Source organism: Aliidiomarina celeris (assembly GCF_003316875.1).
Lineage (GTDB): Bacteria > Pseudomonadota > Gammaproteobacteria > Enterobacterales > Alteromonadaceae > Aliidiomarina > Aliidiomarina celeris.
The window spans coordinates 15,764-37,928 of record NZ_QMIL01000005.1; the positions used below are offsets into that span (position 1 = coordinate 15,764).

Annotated in this window: 18 protein-coding genes; 7 read left to right on the plus strand and 11 right to left on the minus strand. The window is 50.8% G+C overall.

The window, feature by feature from the left end:
- Positions 1-10 precede the first annotated feature (10 nt).
- From DQW12_RS10045 to DQW12_RS10065, 5 genes are all read right to left on the minus strand, one after another.
- The gene (locus tag DQW12_RS10045; protein ID WP_113907736.1) at positions 11-964 is read right to left on the minus strand and encodes a hypothetical protein; all 954 of its coding nucleotides are present in this window, start codon (positions 962-964) and stop codon (positions 11-13) included.
- Between the two features lie 28 nt (positions 965-992).
- Entirely contained in the window at positions 993-1,334 is a 342-nt protein-coding gene (locus DQW12_RS10050; RefSeq protein WP_113907737.1) for a PadR family transcriptional regulator, read from the minus strand.
- Between the two features lie 175 nt (positions 1,335-1,509).
- Entirely contained in the window at positions 1,510-2,808 is a 1,299-nt protein-coding gene (locus DQW12_RS10055; protein WP_113907738.1) for an amidohydrolase, read from the minus strand.
- 19 nt (positions 2,809-2,827) lie between these two features.
- Positions 2,828-8,530 carry a FecR family protein gene (locus tag DQW12_RS10060; protein WP_113907739.1) on the minus strand — a complete coding sequence of 1,901 codons (5,703 nt, stop codon included), beginning with the start codon at positions 8,528-8,530 and terminating at the stop codon, positions 2,828-2,830.
- Entirely contained in the window at positions 8,520-9,902 is a 1,383-nt protein-coding gene (locus DQW12_RS10065) for a tetratricopeptide repeat protein (protein WP_157957899.1), read from the minus strand. The genes DQW12_RS10060 and DQW12_RS10065 overlap by 11 nt, the downstream gene beginning before the upstream one ends.
- A 289-nt stretch (positions 9,903-10,191) precedes the next feature.
- Between DQW12_RS10065 and DQW12_RS10070 the strand changes: the two genes are divergently transcribed.
- Genes DQW12_RS10070 through DQW12_RS10080 form a run of 3 tightly spaced genes read left to right on the plus strand, consistent with a single transcriptional unit; the run spans position 10,192 to position 11,518 of the window.
- A complete protein-coding gene (locus DQW12_RS10070) occupies positions 10,192-10,704 on the plus strand; it encodes an RNA polymerase sigma factor (RefSeq protein ID WP_113907741.1) in 513 nt (170 codons plus the stop codon).
- A gap of 14 nt (positions 10,705-10,718) precedes the next feature.
- Positions 10,719-11,189 (plus strand): anti-sigma factor family protein, encoded by a 471-nt coding sequence (locus DQW12_RS10075; protein WP_113907742.1) that lies wholly within the window; start codon positions 10,719-10,721, stop codon positions 11,187-11,189.
- Entirely contained in the window at positions 11,186-11,518 is a 333-nt protein-coding gene (locus tag DQW12_RS10080; RefSeq protein ID WP_198683946.1) for a YbjQ family protein, read from the plus strand. The genes DQW12_RS10075 and DQW12_RS10080 overlap by 4 nt, the downstream gene beginning before the upstream one ends.
- Here DQW12_RS10080 and DQW12_RS10085 read toward each other — a convergent pair.
- Positions 11,515-12,960, minus strand: coding sequence for a protein adenylyltransferase SelO (locus DQW12_RS10085; protein ID WP_113907743.1), 1,446 nt, complete (start codon positions 12,958-12,960; stop codon positions 11,515-11,517). The two genes, DQW12_RS10080 and DQW12_RS10085, sit on opposite strands and share 4 nt — an antisense overlap.
- Before the next feature lie 123 nt (positions 12,961-13,083).
- Here DQW12_RS10085 and rimO point away from each other — a divergent pair, with 123 nt between their 5' ends.
- From rimO to DQW12_RS10100, 3 genes are all read left to right on the plus strand, one after another.
- Positions 13,084-14,550, plus strand: a complete 1,467-nt coding sequence (gene rimO / locus DQW12_RS10090) for a 30S ribosomal protein S12 methylthiotransferase RimO (RefSeq protein ID WP_113907744.1) — start codon at positions 13,084-13,086, stop codon at positions 14,548-14,550.
- Positions 14,551-16,026 carry a dGTPase gene (dgt, locus tag DQW12_RS10095; RefSeq protein ID WP_113907745.1) on the plus strand — a complete coding sequence of 492 codons (1,476 nt, stop codon included), beginning with the start codon at positions 14,551-14,553 and terminating at the stop codon, positions 16,024-16,026.
- 67 nt (positions 16,027-16,093) lie between these two features.
- On the plus strand, positions 16,094-17,014 hold the full coding sequence (locus DQW12_RS10100; RefSeq protein ID WP_113907746.1) for an META domain-containing protein: 921 nt from the start codon (positions 16,094-16,096) through the stop codon (positions 17,012-17,014).
- A gap of 27 nt (positions 17,015-17,041) precedes the next feature.
- Here the strand turns inward: DQW12_RS10100 and DQW12_RS10105 are convergent, their stop codons facing one another.
- The 4 genes from DQW12_RS10105 to DQW12_RS10120 all read right to left on the minus strand — a co-directional run bounded on the left by DQW12_RS10105 (position 17,042) and on the right by DQW12_RS10120 (position 20,082).
- Positions 17,042-17,773, minus strand: a complete 732-nt coding sequence (locus tag DQW12_RS10105; RefSeq protein WP_113907747.1) for a purine-nucleoside phosphorylase — start codon at positions 17,771-17,773, stop codon at positions 17,042-17,044.
- A 3-nt stretch (positions 17,774-17,776) separates the two neighbouring features.
- The gene (locus DQW12_RS10110; RefSeq protein ID WP_113907748.1) at positions 17,777-19,303 is read right to left on the minus strand and encodes a putative bifunctional diguanylate cyclase/phosphodiesterase; all 1,527 of its coding nucleotides are present in this window, start codon (positions 19,301-19,303) and stop codon (positions 17,777-17,779) included.
- A 78-nt stretch (positions 19,304-19,381) separates the two neighbouring features.
- On the minus strand, positions 19,382-19,753 hold the full coding sequence (locus tag DQW12_RS10115; protein ID WP_113907749.1) for a methyl-accepting chemotaxis protein: 372 nt from the start codon (positions 19,751-19,753) through the stop codon (positions 19,382-19,384).
- Positions 19,726-20,082 carry a hypothetical protein gene (locus DQW12_RS10120; protein WP_113907750.1) on the minus strand — a complete coding sequence of 119 codons (357 nt, stop codon included), beginning with the start codon at positions 20,080-20,082 and terminating at the stop codon, positions 19,726-19,728. Before DQW12_RS10120 ends, DQW12_RS10115 begins: the two co-directional genes overlap by 28 nt.
- Before the next feature lie 212 nt (positions 20,083-20,294).
- Here DQW12_RS10120 and DQW12_RS10125 point away from each other — a divergent pair, with 212 nt between their 5' ends.
- Entirely contained in the window at positions 20,295-21,218 is a 924-nt protein-coding gene (locus DQW12_RS10125) for a LysR substrate-binding domain-containing protein (protein ID WP_113907751.1), read from the plus strand.
- Here DQW12_RS10125 and DQW12_RS10130 read toward each other — a convergent pair whose 3' ends face one another.
- Entirely contained in the window at positions 21,219-22,094 is an 876-nt protein-coding gene (locus DQW12_RS10130; protein WP_113907752.1) for an ABC transporter substrate-binding protein, read from the minus strand.
- Positions 22,095-22,165 lie beyond the last annotated feature (71 nt).

The following is a 22,165-nucleotide window of genomic DNA, read 5'->3' on the forward strand; positions in this document are numbered from 1 at the left end:
TTGTATTGCGTTAGGCCTTGGTCGCTGCTTTGAGTGTGGCGACCAGCTGATCGCTATTATGCATTTCGCCATTAATAACCACAGTTGTTTGTTGGGTTTTGCCATTGGCGTCGCGCCACACGAGCGCATATTGCTTGCCAATACTAGTAATTAAGAATTGCCGCCACATGGGGCGTTCCTTGAGATCAAGAATGGCGTCTCGTGAAAACGTGCGGCTACCAAACAAAGAAGTTTGCGTAAGCTGGGTATCGCTGAGTGTGTAGCGAGTCCATGCAATATGCGCGCCGATTGCCATTTGTCCGCCCAAAATGAATAAAATGATATTCAGTACAGGCCCGCTCGCCGCCATATAGCCGTAGCCAAATAAACCGAGAAGACAGCTTACGGCAATTCCGCCCATAGCCACGAAGAGAAACACGGCTGCATATTTGCTACTTTTCTGTGAGTACACTTCTAATACTTCGCCCTGTTCTGTTTGTGTTGCTGGCGCGGGCTTTGCTTGTGTGAATGCAAAGCTATACCAGTAACTCATAAAAAAGCCGTAAAAGGTCATATTGAACAAGAACAGCGTGGCCAGGGTTGATAGGTTTTCCATAACCGAAGCCGTGGAGATTAAGTTCATAATCAACATGAGCGAAGCGAAGATCAAACCAAAACGAAAGAACATGGTAATAAACAGCTTATAGCGTTCGTGCCGCTGTGCTTTGGCATGGTGCTCTGCAGGGCCGAAGTTCGCTGTGGCTTGGGAACCCGCTTCCGACTCCGAGTAACCGCTGCAAAGGAGTTGGCTTTTTTGTTCTAAAAGATGATCGCGTACTTCTTCAAGGGTAACGCGGCGCACGCCGGTGCTACCTGCTAACCCCTTGTCGAGGGTTTGCAAATACTGGTCAATCGCCGCGTCGTTGGTGTTTAAGTCGGCTGGGAAAGCATGTTTGGGAAAACGTGTAAGGCTATGAAACTTCATATTATGGTCCTTTCTAACCGCTTTATAATTAAGATTCTTTAAAAATAGTGCGCTCAAGCAGGCTGAGAACTTGCCGCCATGACTCGGTTTGTTGGTTCAAATAGGTAAGCCCCGCTTGGGTAATTTTGTAGTACTTGCGCGGAGTGCCGCGCTCGCCCGGCTGCCGGTACGACAGTAAAAGCTCACGCCGTTCAAGCCTATGCAGCAAAGGGTAAAGTGTTGCTTCCTTTACCACCTCGGCGTCTTCACCTAGTTGCGTGCGCAAGGCTTCCTTAATACCAAAACCATAATTTTCATGCTCGCTTAGCGTGCTTAGCACGAGCGTGTCGAGTAATCCCTTTAAAATTTGGTCGTTGTCGTTTTTGGCCATGCCCGAATAAGCCTTATGCACTAAGCTTTATATTGTAAACATTATATTGTTGATATTAGAAGAAGCTCAAAAGGCTGGCAAGCCGCGCGCAAACAAAAACACCCAGTGAATTGTAACTGGGTGTTTCTAACGAGCGGTGCAACTAAATATTAAGCGCACCCGCAAGGCGGGCGGGTTAAGACTCAGGGTAGTCGAATACCCAGTTAATGTAGAGCTCGGTGCCGGTTTTCAGGGCCGCTTCGTCGGCGTAGAAAAACGGCGAATGATTGCTCGGTGCCGTGGCGGGGTCTTGATCAGGTGGAGTAATTCCCAAAAATACGAACAGCCCGGGTGTTTCTAGTGCATAAAACGAAAAGTCTTCTGCGCCGGTTACTAAGGGGTTCTCCAAAACATTATCGGCACCAGCAACCCGTTCCATGGTGGGTAACATGCGCGCCGTAAGTGTTGGGTCGTTAATGGTTACGGGGTAGCCCTCGTCAATATGCACATGTACTTCGGCTCCACTACTTTTCGCCGTGTGCTCTGCGGTGGCGGTTAAACGCTCAAAAATGCTTTGGCGAATGTCCATGTCGAAGTTACGAATGGTTCCTTCTAAATACACATTGTCGGGAATAATGTTGTTACGTACACCGCCTTCTACTATGCCAAAGCTAATCACCGCAGGTGCTTTGGTAATATCCACTTGGCGGCTCACAATGCTTTGCACGTTGGTAATAATTTGCCCAGCGGCAACAATAGGGTCAACGCCACCCCAAGGCCGAGAGCCATGGGTTTGTACGCCTTTTACATTAATTTCGAAACGGTCTGAAGACGCCATGAGCGGGCCCGAGCGATATCCCAATTTACCGGTGTTTTGTGCGCTCCAAACATGAATGCCAAACACGGCTTCGGGTTTTTGCGCTGCAAATAAACCTTCTTTGAGCATGAGCTCTGCGCCACCTTCTTCGTTAGCGGGTGCGCCTTCTTCGGCGGGTTGGAAAATAAACATGACCGAGCCTTGAATTTGCTCGCGGTGTGCCACCAAGTGCTCGGCAGCGCCCATGAGCATCGCCACATGCAAGTCGTGGCCACACGCATGCATAACACCGACTTCGTCACCCCGGTATTCGCCAATGGCTTCAGAGCGGAAGGGTAAATCTGTTTGCTCGGTGACCGGTAGGGCGTCCATGTCGGCGCGAAGCGCAATGAGCGGGCCGGGCTTGCCTCCTTCGAGAATAGCCACAACGCCCGTGTGCGCAACCTCAGTTTGCACTTCAAGTCCGAGCGACTCGAGGTGTTCGCTAATCACACGGGCAGTACGAAACTCGCGGTTACTTAGCTCGGGGTGTTGGTGTAAGTCGCGGCGCCATGCAATTACCTTTTGCTCTAGCGACGAGGAAATGCGCTCGGTAGCTTGCACCTCGATGGTGGATGAAAAACACGCCGTGAGTCCCAAAACAAGGCTAACTGCCATACTCAGTTTTAAGGTTTGCATTCTTTTCGCTCCCATGGGGTTAGCCTGCGCCCGGTACGCGTTCGAAAATTTCGATGCCGCGTAATTCTTCGTTGTCGTTCAACCATGCACTAATCATCGCGGCGATGGCTTCCGCTTGTGAGCCCACAAACTGGCCGTCTAGCGTACCGTAGCTAAAGAGACCCGTACCTTCGAGATTAACAGATGTGCCATTGAACAGCGCCATAATGTCGGCTTGCAATACCGATAAGGTATTGTTCATGCCTTCGTAATTAATGCTGAAATCGAAGGATTCATTTTCAAAGTCAACGTAGACACCGCCACTGACCGCATTCAGCGTTTCGCCCGTTACGGTATTAATAAGCCCCATGCTGCCACTGGTGGTTAAGCCGTAACTGGCGGCGCCAATGTTGCTCTGTAGGTTGCTTAATGCGCTGGCTTGCGTGGCATTGCTGGCGATCAAGTAGAAGTACGGTGAACTGTTGTCGAGCACGGTTTCATCACCATTTTCCGTGGAGAAGGTGAGCTCGTAACTTCCGCCTTGCCAATAGCCCCACAAAATTTCGTCTTCCCCTTCATTGGTGGCAACTTGATGCGAGCCGCCGGTCCAGTCCGCACTCGGGTTTTGCGACATAATGGAGAACAAGTGACCACCCTCGCCGTACATGCCCGTACCATGAACCACGAGCTGAGGCGTGCCGGTGCCGAAAATATCTACCAGAATGCCGTCGGTTTCTTTGCTCCAAAAGTTGTTGTTGCGGGCAAAGGCCGTTACGTTACCGTTCGGGTAGTAATCGCCAATATTAATACCAGGAATTCCTTCGCCGGGGCCACACGGGAAATCGGCAGACTCTACGCAGCGTAAGAAGGCATACAAGCCGAAGCCGGATATCGGGTTTTCGTCGAAGAAGTCGACATATAGTCCGCCTAGAATAGCGTCGAGCCCCCAACTTTGGTCACCCACAAAGGAGCCGTAGAAGCGCGCGTCGTTAAAGCTTAATTGAGTGTCTTCTGCGGCGAGCGAGATGAAACCGTTATAAAGGTCAAACACGCTGCCATGGCCCATAAGGTAGCCAATCATCTCGTTCGGACCATACTGGAACGGCAAGTTAAATTGCAGTTCAAAATCGCTGGCGGTGGCGTCGAGATTGAGCAGAATAGAACTGTTTGGCATTAAATCGAAATTCAGCCCGTTCGACAGGTTCATTCCCGGCCCGCCGGCAAGGTTAAACACCACCTGGCCTTCATGATGTTGGTTCGCAATCGAGCTCACCGTAGACGCCACACGAATGGTATGGTCGGAAATGAGGTACGGCATTGCCGCGCTATTATTCATTTCCTCGCCCCAATAGTTCTGCAGGCTATAGCTTTCTGCTTCCCAACCCCCCCAGTGAATCGTTGCTTCAGACTCCATAAAATACTCATTGAGCCACAAAGACTGCATAAAGTTGGGTAAAGCGCCTTCATTGGCATTAAAGGTATACGCGTTATTTTGCACATAAGTTGGGGCAAAATGACCGGCGGATACTTCCTCTACTTGGGCCTCGTCGAAAATTTCCATTTCAGCAAGGTTTACGTCGAGTATGCCGGCGTTCGTCAGGTTTATACCCGGAATTATCGGCAAATCGGTGAACGAACAGTCGTTGTTGTAATAGCAGTGTACGAAGGCCATGGTACCAAAGGCCACATCGCTGTCGTCACCGATTAATTGAAGCAGTAGCCCCGCTAACAAACCGTCTACGTTCGGATTTGCAGTCCAAGTGCCTTCAGTATCGCCCGGTAGGTAAGCGTAGCCGGTGAGCTGACCAAATAAGCGAGCAAGGCCAATAATAGGGTCGCTGCCTTGTTCAATCAGTTCAATGTAGTGCTCATAGAGGTCGACGATATTGCCGCTACCCACTAATTCGCGCAGGGTTGCAAAGTTTTCCTCCGAGTAGGTTACATCGATTTGTATTTGGATAGAGCCATCGTAGGGGTCCACCGTAATGGCGCTCGATGGCGCCACGTTAAAGGAACCGCCGTCACGGAACGTGAGTGGCGTTGCGCCTGCCAACCGGAAATTCATCGGCATGCTGTACCAACCTAGGGTTGTAATGGCACGGTCGTATGATTCTAAGCCAATGAAGTTGTTGGTTTCGGCAAAGGCATAATGGAACGCGGTGTTGCCGGTACCAGGAATAGGTTGATTGACGCCGTTGCCGTCTTCCTCATAAAAGCTCCACGAGCCAGCTTGGTAGGACCCCCAATACAGCCCTTGCCTTGGTGCAGTGAATGGCATCATGGCGTAAGTGGGTAAAATAAAGCCACTGGAGGTGTCGAAGGCGCGAATAAACTTACGCTCGCCGTCGTCGATAACGATTGGAGCCCACACCGCGTCGCCACCTTGTTGTGTGCCGGTTTGATTGGTGATAGCTGCTCCTTCACGGACAATGTAGCCTTGGTCCATTAAGCCACCATATTGCAACTCTACAGGCGGTGCAGGGTCACTGACTTCACAGCTTTCACCCATCCAACAATAAAGGAAATAATGCAAGCCAAAGCCGCTACCAGAACTCGCGTTCAAGTCGGTAATCGCTAAATAGAGCCCTGCAAGCAACGCGTCAATGCCTGTATCTTCGGAGCCGGTGAGCGTACCGTACATACGCGCCAGATCGACAATACGTTCGCCGCTGGTGGTTTCTTCAAGTTCAATGTAGGCCTCGTAAAATTCACTCAGCGAGCCACTCCCAAATAAGGTACGCATTATTTCCATGTCTTCGGCGCTGTAAGCAAAGTCGAGCTCAAATACAACTTCGGCGCTGTCTACATCAATAAATACGCGACTGGTGTCGTTGAGCTCTACCCGTTCGGCATTGCTTAAATCCACGCCAGTACCGCCGCCGAAGCGGAAGGTCAATACGCCCTCGTCGGCGTGATGACCTGCCAGCACGTCATTCACACGGTTTAAGCTTTCCAGCGACTGATCAGACATCATGTAAGGGAAGGCCGTGTTATTTGCGCGTACGTAACCGTTACTGTCCACAAGGCTGTACTCGCCAGCGGCGAAGCTGCCCCAATCGATAGCGGAGTAGCTGTTGGGGTTCCAGTCGTTCACCCAAGTAATATAAGACTCCGACGGCGTACTCACCAGTGCCTCAAAGGTAAGGTCGTCGTTGGCAACATAAATAGGGAAAATCTGGTCGTTCTGCCCTATACCCGCCTCAAATCGATCGAAGTCGCGCCCGCGCTCAAAATAACCACCAGTGGTGAGGCCAAGGCCTGCGTCTGGCAGTTCAAGCGGCGGCAAATAGGCAAACACCCCTGTTCCGCGGAAGGTTTCGTTTCCTTGCTGGGCTTCAATAAGTGCGATAATTGCGTCGAGCCCTTCACCGACAAAGGTTCCCCAAATGGAGCCGGTGTCGAACCCGTCGCCACCAAGGGTTACGCCGTCAATAGCATTCAAGAACGCATAAAGATCAAGGTTGCTGCCCGACAACACGGCGTTGTTGCCATTGTCGTCGAACACTAACATTACGCCGAAGGTGCTGTCGTTGAAGTTAACGGTAATACCACCCTCAAGCATGGGCAGCACTCTGTTGTCGAGGTCCGACACCAGCCCTGAACCGCCAACGTTAGAGAAGACAAAGCTACCGTCTGCTGGGATTTCCGTTGTTAAATGGCTGGCAAAGATAAAGTGGTAGTTGCTGTCGTTCGACAAGGTTTGCACTGGGTCGCCCGTAAGCGGGTCGAAGGTAAGACTGTAGCTGTCGGCAGCCCAATGGCCCCAGAAAATCACTAGCGGCTCACCATCGGTTTCAATAACAACGGCTTGGCCCGGTTCTAGGTTTGTGGTTAAGCTCTCTGGATCATGCGCTTGGAAGCGTACATATCCGGTTCCGCTACTTTGCTGCTGAGCGCTTACCGCCATGTATTCACTGAGCTCTTGCAGCCAAGTGAGTTCGCCTTGGCTTGGGATGAGACGGTTTGCATTCGACGCCAAAGTAAAGCCACTGCTCCAGCCCACGTCGGCAGCGTTTACTTGCCCTGGGCCTAACAGAGGGCAAGGGAAGTTACGCACACAGTCGTTTAAGAAAGCCAACATACCGTAGCCTTCAATAACGTCGTCACCGTCTTGCACCAACAAGGTTAACGCGGTGAGCAGCGCGTCGAAGCCCCAATCTTGGTGGCCGCTAAACACCCCGATGAGGCGCGAGCCGTCGAGAATAATAGGGTTAGCACCCATGTCTTGGAGCGCAATGTAGCTGGTGAAAAGGTCGGTAATGGAACCTTCGCCGTACATAAACCGATTGGTTTCGCCAGGTGTGTTATAGCCGTAAAACAGTTCAACGCCCACCTGACCGCTGTTCAGGTTTACCGAAATAAGCGAGTCGGTGCCAATTTCGAAACTTGCGCCGTTGCTCATTGCAACGCCGGGGCCTACGGGTAAGCCAAAGTGAAGCGTTTGGCCAAAATGCCAAGTTTCCGAAATATTGTTAAATAGGTTACCTGAGTAGATGGGGTTGTTACTGAACAGTGCTAAATAGTCGTAATTAACCTCTATTTCTTCGCCAAGCGAGTTCAGTAAACGGTACTGTTCAGCGGTCCAGCGCGCCCAGTTAATGTCTGAATTTGATGTAGCAAAGGTGCTAGAGGTATTCACGTAGCCTCGGTCAATATCGGCCACGTCAATTAAAGACTCAAAGGTTAAGGGGTCGCTAACTACGCTCGTAAGTACGAATTGTCCCGCCGGAATTTGTTCATAGCCAGGAACGAGCGCAAAAGTACCAAAGGGTGAGAGGCCAATACCAAAGTCGGGCAAAGGCAAAGGCGTATCGGGCTCGGGCTCGGGTTCAGGCTCTGGCTCAGGTTCCGGTTCAGGCTCTGGCTCAGGATCCGGCTGATTTTCATCGACAATGGTTTCAACGGTGTCTTCGGTGGCTTGATCGGGTGTGGTCAACACTGAATCGCCGGTTTGTTGGTTAGTCGTTGTGCTACTCGTGGTTTGGCCCGTTGAGGTTGTTTCCCCTACATCGTCGGCCATATCGTCGCCCGAGCCGTCATTGTTGTCGTCTTCGTCACTGGCTTGTTGCGTATTTTGCTGGGCAAAGAAAGCCAATACTTCCGGAGGCGCCGGAAGTGGGGCGGTTACTGCGTCGGGTACCCAAAAGGTTTCACCCATGTTCACCAGTTGCGCACCAGCTTGGTTGCTCACCAAAACCGCTCCGCTTTCTACTTGTACAAAGGTTCCTTCGGGCAAGCTAAAGTTTTGTGACTGACCGGGTGGAACATGCGCAATCGACAGCACAGTGCCGCGAATACCCATGGTGGCTACTGGGGTTTCAAACTCAACTTGTTCGGGTTTAGCGCGACCAATAGCACCGGTCATTGCGCGCAAACTACCGCGCAACAGTTGTGTGCGCTGTTCGCCGTCGCCGGGGTTATCGGCGTCGAAGCTGTAACTCGAAATTAAGAATGTGGAGTTCGGGCGAACGGCAACAAGGGCGTCGTCGCGAAAGCGTATTTGCGCACTGGAAGCTGCTTGGGTAGTGAGTATGTCTTCACTAAATAATGATTGGCCGCGCTGTGCCGCGCTGCGTGTGTCGTTGCGGCTGAGCTCAACCGTGCCGTGGACAAAAAGTAGTTTGCCGGCTTCTTCATTATTGCTTTGCGCCAGGGCCGCAAAAGCCAATGAACTGAGAAGTACAACCGTTACTACGCCGCTCCAAAATTTGCCTGCAGGTGCAAAAGTGACGTTAGAAAACATAGGTTACGCTCCCCTGAACTAAGGTTTGGTCTAAATCGAAGAAATCTATTGAAGAAGTTTGTTCGCGATACTGACCGAATAAACTGAATCGCCAGTGTTGAGTGGGCTGATAGGCCCATTCCAGCCGAGCGCGTAAACTGTCGTCGTCCCGAATATCGGCAACGCCACGGTTAAATACGGCAAATGCAGCACTGCTGTATTCTTGTGCTTCATAACCGAGGGTAGCGAGGATTTGTGTTTGCGCGCTGAGGTTATAGTCAATATGGGCACTCACGTGAAGTTTGTCGAGGTCACCGCCTTGTCGTGTGGTGGCTTCTACTACCGTTTCTTGTTCAAAGCCAGCTTTGAAGCGCAGACGCGTTTGCGCCGACCATGCGTGCCGCCACTCAAGGTCTCCAGACCATGAATAGTAGTCGTTACGGCTTTGATTAAACTGGAAAGTGCGATACGCGCCATTCACATGCAGTTCATTTTTACCATTCAGCTTTTCGCGTAACCCGAGTGTTAAGCCCGTATGGTAGCGATAACGGTCGTTGTCGAGCCACAACTGGGCATGTTCAACACCGACGCGGAGTTCGCGAGTGTCGGAGAGTTCAGTGCCAAAAACACCGGCGCCATGAATAACGGTGGTGTCGAACATACTTGCCGCGCTATTGTGGTTCACCCGCATTTGGCCCATAAGGCTCGCTTCAAAATAGCTACCGTGTTTCAGGTCAAAACGCTGCCAGTACACACCGCGAACGTTGTTGTAGCTGGTATCGTCGGCCTCGAGCACGGCAATACCCTCTAAAATGGTGTCGGCGAATAAGTCGAAACTGTCAGGATAGTTTAAATAGTTGCTGTCATAACCGGTGTCTAAAGAGAGGGTAACAAAACGCATATTATGTGAGTTTACGCTGCGGCGCTCGGCAATTACATCACGAAAGCGGTTCATGGCGGAGCGCGCTCGCGTGGGCGGGTTTAAACCGTCGAGTACGTCGAGTTGCTGCTCCGCTGAATTGAGTTGGTTTAATTGAATATAAACAGCAACAAGTTCGAGCCGCGCGCCGGCGTGATTTGGTTGATTCGCAATCACTCGCTCAAGCGCTACCGAGGCTTCGAAGGGCTCCCCTGCCCGCACCGCGGCAACACCATACCAGTAGTCGAATTGGTTGCTGCCCGCGAGCGTAGCTTCGTGTTCGCGAAAGTGCGCAAAAGCTTGTGTGGCTTGTTGCTGTGAGAGCAACTGCTGTCCGCGCTGAATAATTTGTTGCTGTTCTGTGCTCAGTGTTTGCGCGTTTGCTTGCGGCTTCGCATGGGTAAGGGTAGCGGCGAAAAACAAACTGAGCAGTAATGCGGAAAAAGCCCGGCGAGAGATTCTGTAATGTCCCATATTTTTCTCTTTTGGTTTGGCGCCTTCTTTCGCTTGGCGCATCGCAACGAGGAACGATAGGCTATTGAGTAGCCTCATTTACATATTTTTAACTCAGTATAGCGAATCTGCACTGGGTAACAAGTAAGAGCAGTGTTTTCTGTGTTTAAGATAAATAATTAAAAAAATTGGGAATAAACACCAATGGTGAGCGTTTTATAGGTGTATGTTTGCTCGCTAACGGTAGCGTTATGCTAGTTCCAGCGAGATCAAAAACGAGCGTGGCGTAATAAAAACAGGAGTATAGGTAGTGTCGGCCTATTCAGAGCATTGGTTGGAATGGTACTCGGGTGCGTTAGCACTGGCGCACCAATTATTAAAAGGTGCGAATACCCATGGTCATGACCCAGCCGATATTGTGCAAACAGCTTATTTGAAAGCACAGCAGCAAAAGCGCCTACCGGACGATGTGTATGCACAAAAGGCATGGTTACTGAAAGTAGTGCGTAACGCGTGTATTGATGTGCTGCGTGTAGGGAAAAAGTTTGACCCCACTGCGGCCGATGAAATGGCGGAGTGCAGCGAAATGAACGCAGGCAAACAGCAATTAATTGCGCAAGAGCGAACACTGCAAGTACGCCGCGCCATGGCCAGTTTACCGTTAGAAATGCGAGAAATCTTAGCCCTGCGCGACATTAATGACTTGCCGTATAGCGATATTGCTGCCGTGCTTGGCATTGAAAAGGGCACCGTAATGTCGCGGTTGTACCGCGCCAGAATGGCACTAAAAGAAAAGCTGAGCCACTGGTATGCGGACCAGTAAGAGAGGAGTAAAAAATGACGCAGTCGTTTAATTCAATGGCCCCGTGTGAACAAATGGAAGTGTTCATTTCGGGCTATATAGACGGGGAACTCACCCAGCAAGAAAGCCAACAAATGGCGGTTCATATTCGTCGTTGTGAATCATGTGAAAAACTTTATAAAGAACTTGTGGAGCTTAAAGGTATGACTAAAGAAGCGCATCACATTACGGTAGACGAGCGTGATTTACCGCGCATTTTGGAGAATAAAACCAATCGTTGGCTCATGACGCTTGCTTGGGCGCTGGTGATTATTGGCGGTTTGGTGGTGGGTGGTTTTATGGCGTGGGATCTTGCCTATGCTTTATGGACCGACACGAGCCAGCCGTGGTGGCTGCGCTTTGCCCTCGGCGCATTCTATTTAGGCTTTGTGGGCTTGTTCCTTGTAGTGCTACGGCAGCGATTAATTGCAAGAAAAACAGATAAATACAGAAAGGTAAAATTATGAATCCAATTATTGTGTGTACAACAGAAACCGTAGCAGGCCATGAAATAACCGAAACCTTAGGTATTGTGCGAGGAAATACCATTCGCGCACGCCATGTGGGGCGCGACATTTTGGCAGGGCTAAAGAATATTGTTGGGGGTGAGCTACACGACTACACCAAGCTTATGGCTGAAGCGCGAGAGCAGTCGATTGATCGTATGGTCGACGAAGCGAAAAGCCTTGGTGCCGATGCGATTGTTGGTGTGCGTTTCTCTACCTCGGTGGTCGCGCAGTCGGCAGCTGAAATTTTGGTTTTTGGTACCGCGGTACAACTAAAACCGAACCGCTAAGTACCGCAAAAGGTATTGCTTATTTCTTGTTCAGCCTTTGGCGCCTTGGCCCAAGGGCTGTTTTTTTGCTCACTGTTAAAAGGTTGCGTTGCGGCTCGCAATAAGTAATGGAACGGGCGCAGGTCGCCTTCGGCTTGCGCCACTTGAATAACCGCTTGCAGATGATGATTGCGCGGAATAACGACAGGATTCACGGTGTTCATGCGAGCAGCCGTTACGCTGAAGTCTTCCTGTTGGCGTGCCAATCGGTCAAGCCATTGTTGCCTCAATGCGCTCGGTAAGCGTTGCTCAGGGGCGAACTCATTAGCGGAGCTCGCCGGCTCAGCGCTGTCTGCAAGCGCCCGAAAGCCGAGCGTGAAGTCTATTTGCTGTTGTTGGAAATGCACCAGTACCTGATTAATCAGTTCGCGGTCGAATGGCGTGGGTTGCACAATGCCGAGTTTGGCGCTGAATCTCTCTAACCATGCTTTTTCATAAAGTGTGGTGAAGTGTTCGAGCGCTGCGCTTATATCGTCGGCAGCCTTTGTTGTGGGCATGAGTGGCGCTAAACACTCAGCGAAACGAGCAAGGTTCCACTGCGCAATGCGTGGTTGTTGGCTGTAGCGGTAGCGGCCGCGCTTGTCGATAAAGCTATAAAACTGCTCGGGTTGATAGCTGTCGAGCATGGCGCAGGGGCCATAGTCGATGGTTTCTCCACAAATACTGGTATTGTCGGTGTTCATTACTCCGTGAATAAACCCAAAACTCATCCATTGGGCCACCAACGTTGCTTGGCGTGCAATCACCGCTTCGAGCAAACCCAGGTAAGGTTGCGGTTGCGCTGCACATTCGGGGTAGTGGCGGGCAATAACATAGTCGGCAAGTAATTTTACCTGTTCAGGGCCACCATGGGCGGCAGCAAACTGAAAGCTACCCACGCGAATATGGCTACTGGCCACGCGGGTTAGTACGGCTCCCGGCTCGGCGCGCTCGCGCTGCACATATTCACCGGTCGCTATTGCTGCCAGTGCGCGGGTGGTGGGTACACCAAGGGCGTGCATGGCTTCGCACATAATAAATTCCCGCAATACCGGACCCAGCGGCGAGCGACCATCACCACCGCGGGAGAAGGGTGTTCGGCCTGCACCTTTAAGCTGCACGTCGCGCAATACACCTTGCTGGTCAAGAGTTTCTAAAATGGTAAGCGCGCGGCCGTCGCCTAAGCGCGGGTTAAAGTGACCAAATTGGTGGCCAGCATAGGCTTGGCAAAACGGAGCGAATTCGGAATAAACGGTGTTTCCTGCAAACAGAGTAAGCGCGGTTTCCTCAGCTAAAAATTCGGCGGGTAACTGTAGTGTTTCAGCAAGGGCTTGATTAAAAGCAATAAGCTGCGGGCGCTGCACTGGCGTGGGTGTGCATGGCTGGCTGAAAAAGTCGCCTAAAGTACGGTAGCTTGCGGTCATAATCGGCCTTCTCGTTGTTGGCGCGTGGGTGAATTGCGCTTCGTTGCTTAAATTGGTGACAGGCGCGCGCCTCATGTATAATAAACCGTTAATTTCTTGCAGTCACTGAATGAACGGAGCGCTATGAGCGTTAAGACTTTTAATCCTACTATGTCTCAGCAAAAGGACCAGCCAACGGCGCAGCCCTCGGAGCTGAATAACCCGACCACAACGCTCGAAGGGCCCGCCAAAGTGTTAGCGAAGCAAGCTGAGGGGGCGAGTGGCAGCCAAAAAATTGGTTTTGTAAGTTTAGGTTGCCCGAAGAACTTGGTCGACTCAGAGCGTATTCTTACGCAACTTAGGGTTGAAGGCTATACCGTGGTACCCGACTACAACCAAGCCGGTTTGGTGATTGTAAACACTTGCGGCTTCATAGACAGCGCGGTGCAAGAGTCGCTCGACGCAATTGGCGAAGCGTTAGCCGAAAATGGCAAAGTAATTGTGACGGGCTGTTTAGGCAAACGCGACGACGAAATTCGTGAAGTTCACCCGAATGTATTGGCGATTACTGGGCCTCATGCCTACGAAGAGGTTATGGGCCACGTGTATGCACACCTGCCAAAGCCTGAGAAGATCCCGTTCGAACAGCTGGTACCCGAAACGGGTGTAAAGCTTACGCCGCGCCATTTTGCGTATTTAAAAATCTCGGAAGGCTGTAATCATCGTTGCACCTTCTGCATTATTCCCTCGATGCGCGGTGACCTCGACAGTCGGCCGATTGGTAATGTGTTAGACGAAGCACAGCGGCTCGCGTCTGCCGGGGTAAAAGAATTATTGGTGATCTCGCAAGACACCAGTGCTTACGGTGTCGATGTGAAACACAAAACCGGTTTTTGGCAGGGGCAGCCGGTAAAAACCCGTATGTTAGAGCTGTGCCAAGCGCTCGGCCAGTTGGGTATTTGGGTTCGCTTGCATTATGTGTATCCGTATCCGTCGGTCGACGAGGTTATTCCCCTGATGGCTGAAGGCAAGATACTGCCGTATCTCGATATTCCTTTTCAACATGCGAATAAGCGCATTTTGCGCCTAATGAAACGGCCAGGTTCGTCGGACCGCGTATTGGAGCATATAGCTAAGTGGCGCGAGATTTGTCCTGAACTTGTTATTCGCAGTACCTTTATTGTTGGCTTTCCGGGCGAAACCGAAGAAGAGTTTGAAGAGTTGCTGGACTTTTTGCGCGTGGCGCAGCTTGATCGTGTTGGCTGTTTCAAATATTCACCGGTAGAAGGCGCGGTGGCAAACGACCTGCCAGAGCCTGTGCCCGAAGCGATAAAAGATCAGCGCTTGGCGCGTTTTATGGAAGTGCAGCAAGAAATTAGCGCCGCGAAATTACAAGCGCGAATTGGCCAAGAAATGCGGATTTTAATCGACGAAGTAACGCCGGAAGGCGCAATTGGGCGAACCTATGCCGATGCGCCTGAAATTGACGGTGTAGTGCATTTAACTGACGAATTCGATGTGGCGCCCGGCGATTTAATTTGGGGCGAAATTATTCACGCCGACGAGCACGACTTATGGGCGGTAAAAGTGAGTGACGACGAAGAGGAATAAATGCCGAACCCGCCTGCGAGAATAGATTTCAGACGCCTGTTCACCACTCAGCGCCCCATTGCTTCGAGGGGCGAGGTTGGCCATGAATGGGCGTACGAAAGCGACCGTGGGCGTATTATTAACTCGGCGGCTGTTCGTCGGTTGCAACAAAAAACTCAAGTGTTCCCACTCGAGCGCAATGCCGCGGTACGCAGTCGCCTCACGCACTCTTTGGAAGTACAGCAAACGGGGCGCTTTATTACCCGCCAAATCTTTAAAATTTTGGGTTCGGACGCCGAGCAGTACGGGTTAACCGGCCTTGAGCGTGCCATGGAGTCGTTGGTGGAAATGGCGTGCTTAATGCACGACATAGGGAATCCGCCCTTTGGCCATTTTGGTGAAGCGGCTATTTCTGATTGGTTTGCCGATTTTTTGCCATCGGTAAAGTTGCTCGAAAGCCAAAAGACTACGCAACGAAAGGCTTTTTGCGCTGCCATTCAAACAGAGTTGGGGCAATTTGAAGGAAATGCGCAAGGCATTCGCCTTATCGCGAGCTTACAAAAGCTGAACCTTACCTACACGCAAGCGGCCTGTGTGCTGAAATACACGCGTTTGGCAACCCAGCCGAAACCGAACAGCGCTGACCCCTGCAGTTATTTACAAAAGAAGCCGGGCTACTTTTTAACGGAGGCAACCTATGTAGCTGCGCTTCAGCAAGCGCTTGCACTGCAGCCGGGCCACCGTTTTGCACTGGCTTATGTAATGGAGGCTGCAGACGATATTTCTTACTGCCTTGCCGATCTTGAAGACGCCGTAGACAAAGGCCTACTGACCTACGCGGCGCTGGCAGATTTACTGAACAAAGAGTTTCGGCAACAATGCCAGCAGGGCTATAACAACGCGTATTTTTTCGGCAAAAGTTTTGCGCAGTTATTCGCAGAGGCGCTGGACAAAGCAGAGCGCGAACCCATTAACAAAGCCCATGAGTTTTTTGTATATGTAAGGGTGGCACTCATTCACCCGCTGGTTCAGCATGCCGCACAGTCGTTTATTAACGAAATTGAAGCGGTGTATGAAGGCCGGCTAAACAGAGCTTTGCTTGAAGACGGCAGTCCATTTCATGCGGTGATTAAGACGCTAAAAAATGTGGCACTACGCCATGTGTTTAGCTCGCCAGAAGTAGAGACACTCGAGCTGCAAGGGTATCGTATTTTAACGGGCTTACTAAACCACTATTCGCCATTGTTAACCCTCAGTAAAAACGAATTTGAACAGCTGCTAAATGGCGATGCTAAGGGTATGCTGGTGCAAAGTCGTTTGCTCAATCGGTTGCCGAATAAGCACGTAAACGCTTATGTAGAAGGCGTAAAACATAGCCACGAGTACCCAGACTTATGGGAGTTCTACTGCCGCTGCCGACTCCTGCAAGACATGGTAAGCGGCATGACTGATACCTTTGCGCTCGAGGAATTTCGTACGCTAGAAGCAATGCTGTAATTGGTGAAGGGTATAGTGGTGTTTTTGAAAACCCTTGCAGAGCGCAATCACAACCGAGGGACTCGAAATGAACAATAGAATGAGCACAGTACTGTTCGGTTTAGCTGCGCTTAGCGGGCTTGGGTTGACGGGGTGCGCAACTGTTGCCAGCAATTCCAGTAGTGCAGACAGCGCTGGGCCAGCGCCAACACAGGCAAACATGGTCGGGTGGCATTGTGACCAGTTGCGTGTTGAAACCATAGCCCAGGGTGACGATTTGATGCTTTATGCACGCGACAAGTCCTGGCGTTTGCAACCCGTAGTTTCTGCGTCGGGTGCCAAGTACCAATCAACGGAGCGACCGTATACGGTGTTTTGGCAAAAAGGGCACACAGCAAATGTAGCGCTTGAAGGGCAAGAAATGCGAAACTGTGTGGAGCAGAGCGTTTTTCCACTGCCACTCACAGCACGCGGAAACGAACCCTTCTGGACCTTAACGCTCACAGACTCTGCGATAAACTTTAACCCTATGCAGGGCAGTGAAGTACCAGCAGGCGTGAAGCCGTCGATTTCTCTCACTCAGCAGGTTTGTACCGACACCATGACAGGTATGCCGTATCCGTACCGTGCCCGTGTTCATTATAACGGCCAAGTTTTAAACGGTTGTGGTGGTGAAACGGTGCAATTGCTAACGGACACTGAATGGGTGGTTCAGCAGTTGAATGGTGAGCCGGTTGAGCAAAATGCGCCGTCTCTGCGTTTTCACAGTGACGGGCGCATTTCCGGTAATGCTAGCTGTAACCGCTATTTTGGTGAGTACAGCATTACCGGTGAAGGCATTGCACTTAAGAACATTGGCGCCACACGAATGGCTTGTGCGCCAATACAAATGCGCCAAGAACAGCAGTTCTTTGAGCTTTTAAATAGCGTAACAAACCTGCAGTTCGACGCCGTGGGCGCGCTTGTTCTTAACAATGGAGTGCAGCAACTACGGCTGTTTGCTTTGTGACTGCTCCCCGCCCTTTCGGGCGAGGGTTTACGGCGTATTTGCTAAGTTGTCGCTGGAAAACGCATTGAGCGCGAGCTCAATCATGGGCACGAGGGCTTGTTGCCGGTCATAGGCATTTAGCCCTTCGCCGGTAACGAGTGAGTCGGTAACCGTGAGTAATGTAGCGGCTTGCCGCTGAAAGCGTGCGGCAGTATAAAACAGCGCGAAAGACTCCATATCGACGACATCAACCTCACTGCTTTGCGCTAGCCAACGTTCGCTTATATTGGGCTCTTGATAGAACACGTCGGTGGTATGTACGCGTGCTTTGGGCAATGTAGTTTCAAGTACGAGCGCGGTTGCTTCTAAGTGATTATTCAATTCTGGCGAAGGATAAGCCGTTTGCTGCGGTTTACCGCTTTGGCAGGCCGCAAAGTTTGAATTCGTCCAAGCGTAATCCGCGAGTACCACGTCCATGAGGCTTAGCGATGAGCTATAAGTGCCACACGTACCTACCCGCAGTATTTTTTGCACGCCGTAAACCTTGAATAATTCCCAGCTGTAAATACCAATACTAGGCATGCCCATACCCGAGGCCATCAGGGTGATGTCGGTGTGGTTGTATCGCCCCGTGTAGGCCAGTACATTGCGAACACGACTCACAAGTTTTAAATCTGTAAGCCAGTTCTTTGCAATAAACTCCGCCCGCAATGGGTCGCCCGGCATAATAACATGTTCAGCAATGTCGCCGGTTTTGGCGCTGATATGAGGGGTTGCCATGGATTACTCCTTTGCTTGGCTTGGCCACTCGTTGAGAAAGGTAATGAGATCTTGAATAGCGAGTGGTGGACTCATTAAGTAGCCTTGTATTTGATTACACTTTTCTTGTTTTAAAAATAGTACTTGTTCGGTATCTTCCACGCCTTCGGCAATAACACGTAAATTAAGTGCGTGCGCCATAGCAAGAATAGTGCGCACAATCATGCGGTCGCTCGGGTCTGTTTTTATGTCGCGAATAAAACTCCGGTCAATCTTAATTTCCTGTACCGGGAGGCGGCGTAGTACGCTCAGTGAAGAGTAGCCGGTACCAAAGTCGTCAACGGAAATTTGTAAGCCTTTAGCGCGTAATTCCTGCAAGCTTTGAATAACGCGGTCGAGATTACGCATTACCGCGGTTTCAGTAATTTCCAACTGAATGGAGCACCAGTCGCCCGGAAAGTCTGCAAACCGGTTGATAAAACGGTCGATACAGTTGTCGGCTTCGAGATCCAGTGCCGAAACATTAATCGACACCCGCGGTATAGTGCTACCGAGCAACTGAGCTTGCTGAAGCTCGAGTAGCGACTGTTTGCAAACAAAGTCGGTAATCAGGTGAATAAGGCCAGACTGCTCCGCCAATGGAATGAAAACGTCGGGGCGTACATAGGTACCGCCGCGTTTCCAACGTACTAGCACTTCTACGCCAGTGAGCTTTTTCCAATTCACGTCGAATTGCGGCTGGTACATTAACGACAATGACCTTTCTTGAATTGCTTGTTTTAAGTCGCTGAGCAGCTCGCTCCTCCATTGCGCCTCTTCACCATAGGAACGATTGTAAATACGAAGCTCGCCTTGGCCTGCCAGTTTTGCTTGTTCCAGCGCAAGGGCCCCTGAACTCAGTAACGACTTTACCGACTCGCCGTCTTCAGGAAAGCACGACAAACCAATGCGAGCAGTGAGCGACAGGCCCGGGTAATTTTCCAATTGAATATTGGCAATTTGCAACTGTAGGCGTTCTAACTTGGGAATGATGTCTTCGTTGCCAAGATCGGATTTCATTAATAGCGCAAACTCGTCGCCGGCAATACGGCCTAGCTGAGCCTGTAGCTCAAAATGTTGGCGTAAAATATCGGCTACCTTTTGCAGTACTTGGTCGCCTACATGCTGGCCCGCGCTATGGTTAATTTGGCGAAAACCGTCGAGATTAATCAGTGCCAACGTTAGCGCCGAATGGTCTTGCCGAGCTTGCTGAATAGCAACTTCGCACTCTTCGCGAAACATATTGCGGTTCAAAAGTTTGGTGAGGGCGTCGCGCTCATTCTGACGTTTTTGCGCGCTGAGCGTTGCGTAAGAAAGTAAAAAGAAGAGTAAGCCAGTAATAAGCACATACACCCAGCCTTTCACGGTTTGCAATGTAGACAACTGCAAAACGTCGGCGACCATGGCTTCGAGCGCGCGATCCGAAAACACAATCCATAGCGCACCGAACACCACATAAATGAGGCTAATACGAAGAGCATGGCGAAAAGGTGAAACCGAAGACGCTTTCAAATAGAGCCCCGCTAGGTAAAAAAAGTGTTTACTCCCTTAACTTTAGCAGGGCTTCGGCAACACGCAATAGGCTGATCGTTAAGGGGCGATCGTAAATTTCCGAACGCGCTTCTGTAAGCTTGCTGCTAACTGCTGTAGCTCCTTGCTCGACGCGCCCACTTGCCGAGAGCCCGCCGCAGCTATTGTTGCTTTGTCGGTTATCCCGGTAAAGTTACCACTAATTTCTTCGGCAACGACCGACTGTTGTTCAGCCGCTGTGGCAATTTGCGCATTCATATCGTTCAACTTTTGTACAATGGTGTTAATAGACTTCAAGGCTTCACCTGCACGGCGCGCTTGTTCAACACTCACTGTGGTTTGCTGTTCACCCCGTTGCATAAGCTCTGCAGCATTCTGTGCGTCTCCCGCTACTTGGGCCGCCTCTACCGTGTGCCGGGCAACTGCGGCCATAATGCTTTTATCATGTTTTGTGCGCACGCGAATGCTAAGGTCACCACGGGAAAGCTGCGAGATGAGTGCAGCCGCTTCCTCGGGCTCACCACCACACCAATGGCTACGGCAATCAGGGTTACCAGAACCATGAGAACAGTAAAGCCACTGGTGGCGTTGCGCGCCGCCTCCGCATAGAAGGCTTTCAATTCTTCAATTTGGCGATAAAAGCCAGCCCGTTGCTGTGCGTCTTGTGTTAATACTGCGTCTCTAATGGCGATAGCTCGGTCGTGCACGCTGCCACGAAAGTTAATGGCGTAGCGCTGTTCTGCACTTTCAATGTCAGACACATGAGCGAGTTGGCGATCAGTGGTGGGATTACGGCAAAAACTTAGATCAAATTCAGTCGAAATTTAAAATACTTGTATAATTCTGCTTACAAAGCACAACGAAAGTACGTGCATTCTAATAAAAATTGCCCGCCAGCGTTCCATTTATTTTGCTATAGCACTAGTATGAATAATTAAGTTTCAATATTGGAACAATTTATGCTGGGTGTATTATGCAGGACTTAACCAATTACGCATTATTCGCTCATGTTGTGGCGTTTGAGGGATTCAGTGCAGCCGCCCGAGAGCTCAATATTCCTAAATCGACACTGAGCCGCAGGGTGAGTGATCTGGAAAAAGAACTGGGTGTGCGTTTGCTTAATCGCTCCACACGCAAACTGAGCCTAACCGATGTTGGGCGCGAGGTGTTGGTGCATTGCCAAACGTTGATCGACGCAGCGCAAGCAGCCGAGCATGTTACCCAGCGCGTGCGAGAGAAACCACGCGGCCGCGTACGGCTGAGTTCTCCTTATGCCATTAGCCAAGGGTTGTTGGTGCAAATACTACCCGACTTTATGGCTATGTATCCCGACGTAACTATTGATTTGGTGACCACCAATCAACCGGTAAACCTCATTGAACAACATATTGATATTGCTCTACGTGTTCGTGACGTTATTGAAGACTCGTCACTCATTGCGCGGCGAATTTTGCCGTCGCCACAAGGTCTATTTGCTCACCCTGCACTTTTGCAGCAATTTGGCGAGCCGAGTCACCCCAAAGACTTGCTGCAGTGGCCAGCGCTAAGTTTGCATCAATCTTCAGGGCGTTATCAGTGGTCGTTCACATCTGCCACGCATGAAACTCATGTACTGAGCTACCAAGCGCGCTTAATTACAGACGACATGAATATGTTGAAAGCGGCGGCAGTGGCTCGGCAAGGCGTGGTCGCATTACCCAACTATATTTGTCGTGACGAATGGGTGCGTGGCGACTTAGTGCGTGTTCTCAAAGACTGGCAAATGCCGGTGGGTATTCTGCACCTCGTGTATCCGCACCGACGTGGCTTATTGCCCGCAGTGCGAAAGTTAATTGATGTGCTGGTAGAGCGAATGCCAGACGCTGCCGGCGCAGTGGGCATTGGCGCGAGTGAGTAACTACTCACGCGGGAAAAGCTGATCGAAGGTGTCGAGGTAGTTGGGGTGCGCGCTAAACCAAAAGAGCAGTTGACGACGAAACTCGAGGTCGCTTTGAATGTGTGGCAAAGCATTATTAATACGCTCAACCATGGCGTGACCCCATTCGTTCCTAGTACAGCCAATTGCGCCGAGCACGGGTTTGCTTTGCGTTTCTGCAATTTCAATAAAGGCCATGTTCGAACCGGCAGTGAACTGGTCGTAGGTCGTGAGTGGACTGTAGTCGATTGTGTAGTGAACACGGCCAGCCCGAATCATGGCGAGGATTGCTGTGGTTGCATTCTCACCAGTGCGTACCACACGGTAGCTGTCGTCGCTGGCAAAGGAGTCGATTAAGGGTTGTAAAATGCCGTAGGCGCGGCCGTCGGGGTAGCCAAACCGATATTGATTCTCTTGGAGTAAAGCTTCAAGCTGAATGGGGTTACCGAATTTGGCAGTGAGTTCTGCGGCAAGCTCATGAGTGGTAATAATGCCATGAGGTGGATACCAGTGCGTAGGCTGTGTCATGTAGGTGCCGGGCAGACCTTTTTCGGTATAAATTAAGCACGGAACACACATGTTCTCGCTGCGCCCTATTTCAACACCCGCGCGAGTAATAGGCCTATTGAGTGTTCTTGCTGGAACATCGGGCAGTGCGCGCTCGGTTGCCGCAATAAGCGCGTCGCATATACCTTGACCGACAAGCGGACCGTCGACAATATGAAAAGGTGGCGCGGTATTCACGGCCCACACGAGTTGCTGAACATCGGCATTTGGCGGATGATCTGCGGAAGCGGGCGGAGCATTGACTGCACAAATGAGCAGCAACGCCGAAAGATTAAGAATTAATTTACGCATGGCTTAGAATTTATAGTGTAGGCCTATTTTTTACAACATTAAAATTACAAATATGCGGTGGCTGCACCGGA

What these genes read in the sequence shown, in the direction of transcription:
- DQW12_RS10045 (WP_113907736.1), bottom strand. Translation starts at nt 964, where the DNA reads ATGAAGTTTCATAGCCTTACACGTTTTCCCAAACATGCTTTCCCAGCC.
- DQW12_RS10050 (WP_113907737.1), bottom strand. Translation starts at nt 1,334, where the DNA reads ATGGCCAAAAACGACAACGACCAAATTTTAAAGGGATTACTCGACACG.
- DQW12_RS10055 (WP_113907738.1), bottom strand. Translation starts at nt 2,808, where the DNA reads ATGCAAACCTTAAAACTGAGTATGGCAGTTAGCCTTGTTTTGGGACTC.
- DQW12_RS10060 (WP_113907739.1), bottom strand. Translation starts at nt 8,530, where the DNA reads ATGTTTTCTAACGTCACTTTTGCACCTGCAGGCAAATTTTGGAGCGGC.
- DQW12_RS10065 (WP_157957899.1), bottom strand. Translation starts at nt 9,902, where the DNA reads ATGGGACATTACAGAATCTCTCGCCGGGCTTTTTCCGCATTACTGCTC.
- DQW12_RS10075 (WP_113907742.1), top strand. Translation starts at nt 10,719, where the DNA reads ATGACGCAGTCGTTTAATTCAATGGCCCCGTGTGAACAAATGGAAGTG.
- DQW12_RS10080 (WP_198683946.1), top strand. Translation starts at nt 11,186, where the DNA reads ATGAATCCAATTATTGTGTGTACAACAGAAACCGTAGCAGGCCATGAA.
- DQW12_RS10085 (WP_113907743.1), bottom strand. Translation starts at nt 12,960, where the DNA reads ATGACCGCAAGCTACCGTACTTTAGGCGACTTTTTCAGCCAGCCATGC.
- rimO (WP_113907744.1), top strand. Translation starts at nt 13,084, where the DNA reads ATGAGCGTTAAGACTTTTAATCCTACTATGTCTCAGCAAAAGGACCAG.
- dgt (WP_113907745.1), top strand. Translation starts at nt 14,551, where the DNA reads ATGCCGAACCCGCCTGCGAGAATAGATTTCAGACGCCTGTTCACCACT.
- DQW12_RS10100 (WP_113907746.1), top strand. Translation starts at nt 16,094, where the DNA reads ATGAACAATAGAATGAGCACAGTACTGTTCGGTTTAGCTGCGCTTAGC.
- DQW12_RS10105 (WP_113907747.1), bottom strand. Translation starts at nt 17,773, where the DNA reads ATGGCAACCCCTCATATCAGCGCCAAAACCGGCGACATTGCTGAACAT.
- DQW12_RS10115 (WP_113907749.1), bottom strand. Translation starts at nt 19,753, where the DNA reads ATGGCCGCAGTTGCCCGGCACACGGTAGAGGCGGCCCAAGTAGCGGGA.
- DQW12_RS10125 (WP_113907751.1), top strand. Translation starts at nt 20,295, where the DNA reads ATGCAGGACTTAACCAATTACGCATTATTCGCTCATGTTGTGGCGTTT.
- DQW12_RS10130 (WP_113907752.1), bottom strand. Translation starts at nt 22,094, where the DNA reads ATGCGTAAATTAATTCTTAATCTTTCGGCGTTGCTGCTCATTTGTGCA.